2 protein-coding genes are annotated in these 899 nt (G+C 41.0%); both read right to left on the reverse strand.

Annotated elements, in window-relative coordinates:
• Positions 1 to 343 (reverse strand): DUF4158 domain-containing protein (locus M3175_RS25720; RefSeq protein ID WP_251524450.1); only part of this gene is annotated, 343 nt, incomplete at its 3' end.
• 24 nt (positions 344 to 367) lie between these two features.
• Positions 368 to 899 (reverse strand): recombinase family protein (locus M3175_RS25725; RefSeq protein ID WP_251524453.1); only part of this gene is annotated, 532 nt, incomplete at its 5' end.

The raw sequence follows: 899 nt of genomic DNA on the forward strand, positions 1-899 counted from the left end.
TGATAAAGCCAAATAATTGCTGTAACTCTAAAATGTGCTCTCTTCTGGTTTTTTCTCTAAAACTATAATCATTCCAGCTATCTTGAGTAATGCCTAATTGCTGACTGGTAAAATTTAGCAAGTCTGAATCTGGGGATTCATTAGGTCCTAATACTATCCCAGGATACCGCATATAACAAAGCTGGATAGCAAACCCCAGTCTGTTCGCATCGCCACGACGTTGTTTGATGATAGATATATCCGCTTCGCTTAAGCTGTAACAACGAATAAATTCTGCTTGATTGTCAGGTAGAGCAATGAGTGATTGTTTTTCACTAGCAGATAAAATGGAGCGACGGGGCATAGCAAACAACCTTTGCTAAAATGATTAATTGATGAATTTCACACCTTTGGCAACTTTATAGATTGTGGCTCGACTGACCCCAAAATGTTTGGCAATATTAGTCGCTGAGGTATGACGGTCGCTCATCAGCTGGCGAATCATTTGATTTACATCATCGGTGAGTTTTTCAGGTCGTCCGCCTAAGCGACCCCGAGCACGAGCTGAGCTTAAACCTGCTTGGGTACGTTCTCGAATCAACTCTCGCTCAAATTCAGCAAGGGATGCAAACAAGTGAAAGGTGAGTTTGCCTGATGTGGTACTGGTATCAATGCTTTCTTTGATGGAAACTAGCTCACAGCCAATTTCTTGCAGTTGATTGACGATAGTGATTAAATCTTTAAGACTACGACCCAGTCTATCAAGTCGCCAGATGTATAGCGTATCACCATTTCGCAACGCTTGAAGACAGTTTTCCAGTTGAGGACGTTTGTCTTTTACTGAAGATATTTTCTCTTGAAAGATTTTTTCACAACCGCAGTTTGTTAGTGCATCCAATTGTAAATCAAGGTGTTGGTCA

The organism is Robertmurraya korlensis (genome assembly GCF_023715225.1).
Classification (GTDB): domain Bacteria; phylum Bacillota; class Bacilli; order Bacillales; family Cytobacillaceae; genus Robertmurraya_A.